The organism is Clostridium sp. OM02-18AC, assembly GCF_003481825.1.
Lineage (GTDB): Bacteria > Bacillota > Clostridia > Lachnospirales > Lachnospiraceae > Brotaphodocola.
Genome location: NZ_QULW01000036.1, coordinates 1 through 5,407, shown reverse-complemented (window position 1 = coordinate 5,407; position 5,407 = coordinate 1). Strand labels below are relative to the sequence as shown.

Here is a 5,407-nt window from a genome sequence, read left to right as displayed (position 1 = left end):
CCAGGCCGCAGGCCACAACCTCTTTGTTACTTTCTTGTGAGAAAGTAACACAAAAGCACTTTCACACCGCCGCCCCATTGGGGCTGGCAGTATGAAAGTGCTTTTGCGCGCTCCCGCGGGGATTGCCGGAGCTGCCAACCGCTACGGTTTCCCGCTGCTTTCGGGCGGCTCCGGCTGGGACTTCGGCCACACTGTCAAATCACTGCTTTATGCTCTGCAAAATTTCCTCAACCGTCGTTCCGTACAACTTTGCCAGCGCAATCAAATTAGAGGTACTCGGATCACATTCTCCGCTTTCCCACTTAGATACTGCTTGCCGACTAACCCCTATTGTTTCTCCTACAAATTCTTGGGTCATCCTATTTTTAGTCCGCAAGTCTTTCAATACTTCACCTAAATTTTGTTTAAGGACGCTCTTTTCAGCTCTTACATCTTTAGACCTAATATATTTCTTCAAAGCTCGAATAATCAAGATAACCAGATAGATAAATAGCCCGAAAAGACCTGCATAGATGATCAAAGAAATAACCATCATTGGTGCCGCTATACTCATATTTGTTCCTCCTTTCTGATCATCATTTTAGCAATAGCTTCTCGGTTGCTACCACCAATTATTGAGCAACTTTAAGTTGCTTTCTACTTTCCAAACAGTTTACTAAACCACCCGCGCTTTTGCTCCGGCTCCTGGCCCTGCTGATCCGCTCCGGCCTCCCCGGTAAGAAGCTGCTGCTGGATTGTCCCCGCGTGAAGGGCCTGGGCCGCCGCTGCTGTCTGCTGGGCGGCAACCAGAGCCTCCGTCAGCTTTTCAATCTGCCTGTCTTTTACTTCAAGCTGTCCTTGTAGCGTGTCGATGGTGGCCTGTAAAACGCAAACCAAATCGGAAACTTCGTGGTTTTCGGTTTGCGTTTTAGTTTGCGTTTTGTTTTCGATTTCGGTTTGCGATTTTTCAGAAAAAGCCTCTTTTATCAAGGCTTCCTGGTGTTCATCAATCGCAAACTGGTTTCCGTTTTTTCGCAAACCTGATCGCAAACCAAGGTTTGCGATTTGTTTATTTACTGCTGTCTTTGATACCCCTATCTCGTCGGCTATCTGCCGGATCGTTTTCATACTTTCACGAACAGGCCCACAGGACTCACACCCTTAAACCCAGGCGTAGATATGTACCAACAGCCGGGGCCTGTTGGCTCCCAGGCCACTTCAAGGGTAATCTCGTGCCAGCCATCTGGAAACAATGCGGTAAATCCCTCTCCTGCGTGTATGCCACGCCCTTCCAGGAGCAGCCGAGGGTGCGGATCATCGTCTGCCGGATCGGGAAGCTGTATCTGCGCAATCCTCTCTTTATCCCAGCTCATAGGCCTTTCCTCCTTCCCCTAAAATAAATCGCTATGCGATCCCGTCCGGGTGAGATACAAAATCAGCTCGTCCCCGTCCACTTCGTAGATCAGCAACCAATCCGGCGTAATGTGGCACTCACGACACCCCGCATAGTCCCCAGAAAGTTGGTGATCCCTGTTCTTCTCTGGCAGCGGCTCCCCCGCCGCCAGCTTTTTAATAATATCCGTCAGCAAAGAAATATCAAAACCGCGCTTTTTCACGCGCTTCAAATCCTTCTGAAATTTTGTGGTTGGTCTTATGTTATACATCGGCAAGCAGCTCCTCCATCATCTGATCGACATTGGAATAGGTCTTGCCGAGGCTCGGATCGGCTTTCATTCTCTTTACTTCCTTGATTGCTTCGACGGTTTCAGCGTTCGGCACATCGCCGCTGATTTCAAAGGGTATTCTATACTCCCTCACAGCCTTACGCGCAAAAACATTGAACGCCGTTGTCATCGTCATTCCCATATCAGAACAAAACGCCTCAAACTGCCGCTTCAAATCCGCGTCCATACGGATATTGATACTTGTATTCGCCATAATAGCAACTCCTTTCGCTTTTATTATAACCCGTTTTATCATATTCATTGTATATCTTTTTGTTTACAATGTCAATACAACCTCCCCGCCCTCGACGCTCTAAAGTTCTACCCTGGTATGTACGCATTTAGGGGGCAAAAAAGCCTTGATTTATGCGGCTTTCCGGGCGCGGTAGAGAGGGGGCCTATATATTTTACCCTCGGAGGGCTGAAAACGGCTTCTAAAGCGTAACAGGGGCCTTTCTGTGCCTTATTCCTGACCCCCATCGTGCAGCGCGTCCAGGAGCCAATCGCTCAACTCCTGGGAAGGGGACACCCGCACCGTTATATGCCCATTTTCAAAGCGCACCACTGGCAGCGGGCAATCCCACCACTTGCGGACGGTTTTCGGATCAAGGCCAGTTTCCCGGTGACAGTCGGCCTTGCGCCCCTCCGGGTGCTGCTGCCGCCATTCATAAACCCGCGCCTGGGCCGTTCCGCTGCCTTTAGGCCGCCCATTCCCTTCTCTCCAATTCGTACCATTGGCCTTATCGTTAATCTCCTGGATTGCTCTCGCACCCTGCAAATGTACTGGCTGTTTGCGCCAGTTCCGCTTATTGACGGGCATAGTCAGGCCGGAGAGCTTCGCTATATCGTCCCTGGGGAATGTCACATAGTCCTCGTTGAACATCTCCAGGGCGCACACCACATCATCTTTTGTAAAGCGGTTTATATCCTCCACGCTCATATCATCGTAGGGCCGGAGCAGCGCGAAAGCGTCCCGGCGCAGCTCGTCCTCGTCTATCCCGCATTTTTTCGCATAAATCGCCAGCGTCATAATGCCATAGAAACGATGGCCCACCCGGATTTCATCGGCGATCCGGTGCAGCCACCAGTCATAAAGGTCACGCTTGACCGTCCAGCGGCCCCGTCGCTCCTTTTTGACGATCCGCCGCTCATACCAATCCGGGTACTTCTCCTTCGCCTCGGCCAGCGACAGGCGGCTCTTTCTCATAAGCCCTTCAAGCCGCTGCTGCTCCCCATTGCTGTCCGGGATATAATCAAGCAGCCGCGCCAGCTCCACCGGCCCACCGAGCCGAAACGCCCTCACAGGGTACTCCCGTCCCAGCTTCGAGCCGGAGCCGACAACCCGAAAGCCCTGCAAAATCCCCTGCATTTGCGGCTCCTTGATGGTGGAGGTAAACTTATTCCAAATCTGCCGGGTAAGGGAATATTTCAGCTCTTTCAAGCATTTCTGGTTGTACGGGTACATAGGCACCGGCTCTTCCAGCACATAATACAGGTGAAGCCCTGTCCCGCTGTTTACAACAAAGGTTGCCTGGGGCAGAATATCCTTGTTCATCTGGTGCAGCGTGTCCCGGAGCTGGGGCATACCCACCCCGTCCAGGTCAAAGACCAGGGCATAGAGATACCGGGCATTTTTGCCGCACCGCCGCCGCCCAAAATAGGAGATCGGGGACATAATCGTAAAATCGGTATCTTGCAACTCCCGCAGCTCGTCCAGCTCGTCAGTAATGGTACAGCGTTTCGCTTTACCGTCCCCCTCGATCTGCAAGGCAATCCCCGTTGCCTTGTCAACCTCACCTTTCGGCACCGTCACCGCAATTCCATTTCCCTTCCTGTCCTCAAAATGGCCTTTCCTCTCGAAAGATCCTTCCGGAAAGATCTCACGATAAAACTCATACGGCTCCACCGGCTCCAAAAATTTCTCTAAATGCTCGTTCTTTTCCCTGTAAAGTTCCCGCAGCCGTTCCAGGGCTTCTTGCTGATCCGCCATTCCTTACACCTCTTTTCGTACATTCTGCAAACCCATAGGGGGAAAAGGGGGAGCCAAAGAGCGGCCCCTTCGGGGCCTTAAAGAGAAAGTCACCTCCCCCTTTTCCCCCTCGCTCTGGGGCATGGAAATGATGGAAAACCTTTCAGGTTTACCACATTCCCACACCCCGCCGCTCACCCCCATTACCCCCTCCGACTTTCTCCCTGTCCGAGAGAGAATATTTTATTATTTTTTCCCTGGCCTAAAGGCCATAGGGGGGCATATATTATCAATACATTTTATTCCCTATTTTTACTGTTATTATAGCCTGTCCGGGCGGCTCTTTCAAGTCCCCCGGACAGGCTTCTTTTACAGCTCCATACCGCCCCAGGTGTGGCCCCGTTCTTGCTCTTTCTCCGGCTGCTGCACCTCTGGCACAGGTAGCAGCTCCCGCGCCTTTTCGACCAGGGGCCGGAACTGCTCCGGCAAGTGCCGATCCAGAAAGTCCAGCACCGCCCCGATCCCTTCCTGGAGCCGTGCCGAAATCCCGCGCTCCCAGCTCAAATCTTCTTCCAGGTATTCCACCTGCACTTTGAGCTGCCGGTTTTCATTTTCAAGCCGCTGTCGCTCCTGGGCGTCCTTCAGCTTTTCTTTCATCGAGGGGATTTTCTGCTGAAGCTGTTGGTTTTCTACTTTCAGCTCCCGCACCTTCTGCTCTGCCGCCGCGCCCCGGATCACCGCCGCCTTCAGCTCCTTCACCTGCTCCACCGTCACGCCCTTGACGGCCCCTGTCAGCGTCTTTTCTGGTTGTATCGCGTCCAGATCGGGCTTGACCTTCTCCACCGCTTTCAGCAGCTTCACATTCCCTTGCAGGGCCTTTCTCTGCTTTTCCAGGGCCGCGATCTCTTGCTCTGCCGCTATCACCTGTTCCTGGACAGCTTCAAGTCGCTGGGCCGCTGCTCTGTATTCTGGCAGCTCCATATGAGGCCGGCCACCGCCCAGGCTGATGATCTCAAACTCGTGCGCCTGGGCGATTTCCGTTAGAGCCTCTTTCTCCCGTTCCATCCAGGCTTTCCATTCCGTCTGCTTCCGGCCCAGCCCTTCAAATCCCTGTTGCTTTAACGCCTGTTTCATTGATACCCGCGTTGAGAGGCCCCGGCTCTGCTCCGTTGCCACTGGCACGAAGTCCACATGGAGGTGGGGCGTGGCCTCGTCCATGTGCAGCACCATATTGAACACCCGCAGATGAGGGTTGCGCTCCTGGAAGGACTCTGCAAACTCTTTGAGAGCTGCCGCCGCCCGTTCCCCTCCAGGGGAGCCGCACCCGCAGTCCGTTAAGTTGCCGATCTGAAAGATAGCCTCGTGAAATAGCTTCTCCTGCTTGCTTTGCCGAATATGCTCATAGTAGTCTGGTATCTTATCCCTGGTCTTTTTCTTTTTGGCATTGTAGGCGGCCAGGGCTTCATCAAAAAGTTCGTGGTACACCTTCTTCAAATCCTCGTTGCAAAAGGTGACATTCTGCCCCGACCTGCTTCGGTCTACATTCGCCGCTGAAAAGCTCCTGTTGTTGTGCCGGATACTTCCCCGGCCCGTCATTCCCGAAATGGTTGTGCCTATAAAATCACCCGTCCCTTTCTCGAAAAAAGCCTATATCCTACTACTCCTATTTTACCATACCAGGCCGCAGGCCACAACCTCTTTGTTACTTTCTTGTGAGAAAGTAACACAAAAGCAC

7 protein-coding genes are annotated in these 5,407 nt (G+C 52.7%); all 7 read right to left on the bottom strand.

Annotation, left to right across the window (positions count from 1 at the left end; translation table 11 throughout):
- Window positions 1-199: 199 nt before the first annotated feature.
- The 7 genes from DXB18_RS15925 to DXB18_RS15890 all read right to left on the bottom strand — a co-directional run bounded on the left by DXB18_RS15925 (window position 200) and on the right by DXB18_RS15890 (window position 5,268).
- Window positions 200-553, bottom strand: a complete 354-nt coding sequence (locus tag DXB18_RS15925; protein WP_118544361.1) for a helix-turn-helix transcriptional regulator — start codon at window positions 551-553, stop codon at window positions 200-202.
- Between the two features lie 83 nt (window positions 554-636).
- Entirely contained in the window at window positions 637-1,107 is a 471-nt protein-coding gene (locus DXB18_RS15920; protein WP_118697123.1) for a hypothetical protein, read from the bottom strand.
- Window positions 1,104-1,352, bottom strand: coding sequence for a hypothetical protein (locus DXB18_RS15915; RefSeq protein WP_118697122.1), 249 nt, complete (start codon window positions 1,350-1,352; stop codon window positions 1,104-1,106). Before DXB18_RS15915 ends, DXB18_RS15920 begins: the two co-directional genes overlap by 4 nt.
- Before the next feature lie 18 nt (window positions 1,353-1,370).
- Window positions 1,371-1,643 (bottom strand): type II toxin-antitoxin system YafQ family toxin, encoded by a 273-nt coding sequence (locus tag DXB18_RS15910; RefSeq protein WP_066859802.1) that lies wholly within the window; start codon window positions 1,641-1,643, stop codon window positions 1,371-1,373.
- Window positions 1,636-1,917 carry a type II toxin-antitoxin system RelB/DinJ family antitoxin gene (locus DXB18_RS15905; RefSeq protein WP_118544355.1) on the bottom strand — a complete coding sequence of 94 codons (282 nt, stop codon included), beginning with the start codon at window positions 1,915-1,917 and terminating at the stop codon, window positions 1,636-1,638. The genes DXB18_RS15910 and DXB18_RS15905 overlap by 8 nt, the downstream gene beginning before the upstream one ends.
- A 249-nt stretch (window positions 1,918-2,166) precedes the next feature.
- Window positions 2,167-3,693: a hypothetical protein gene (locus DXB18_RS15900; RefSeq protein ID WP_118697121.1), complete on the bottom strand. Its 1,527-nt coding sequence runs from the start codon at window positions 3,691-3,693 to the stop codon at window positions 2,167-2,169.
- A 348-nt stretch (window positions 3,694-4,041) separates the two neighbouring features.
- Complete coding sequence (locus tag DXB18_RS15890) at window positions 4,042-5,268, bottom strand: plasmid recombination protein (RefSeq protein ID WP_177312337.1); 1,227 nt, start codon at window positions 5,266-5,268, stop codon at window positions 4,042-4,044.
- Between the last annotated feature and the right edge of the window lie 139 nt (window positions 5,269-5,407).